This is a genomic window from Vallitalea sediminicola, assembly GCF_054408565.1.
In genome coordinates this window covers 1-216 of sequence record NZ_BTPT01000409.1, presented here as the reverse complement: position 1 = coordinate 216, position 216 = coordinate 1, and the positions used below count along the sequence as shown (strand labels likewise).

1 pseudogene is annotated in these 216 nt (G+C 47.2%); it reads left to right on the top strand.

Features of this window, described 5'->3' with window-relative positions:
- Window positions 1-9: 9 nt before the first annotated feature.
- Window positions 10-216: pseudogene (locus ACX6CF_RS27225) on the top strand (hypothetical protein); the annotation flags it as partial.

Sequence of the window (216 nt, the reverse complement as noted above, 5' to 3'; positions counted from 1 at the left end):
GGCACGGCAATGCGCCCATTGTGCGCGGCTCTTGCAGCAAGTGAAGGTGAGTTTATCTTAACCGGTGAGCCACGTATGAAAGAGCGTCCGATTGGTCACTTAGTTGATGCATTAGCACAGCTTGGTGGCGATATAGAATATCTAGAAAACAAAGACTACCCACCGGTAAGAATTAAAGGTAAAGCATTAACGGGCAATACAGTGACCATTGATGGC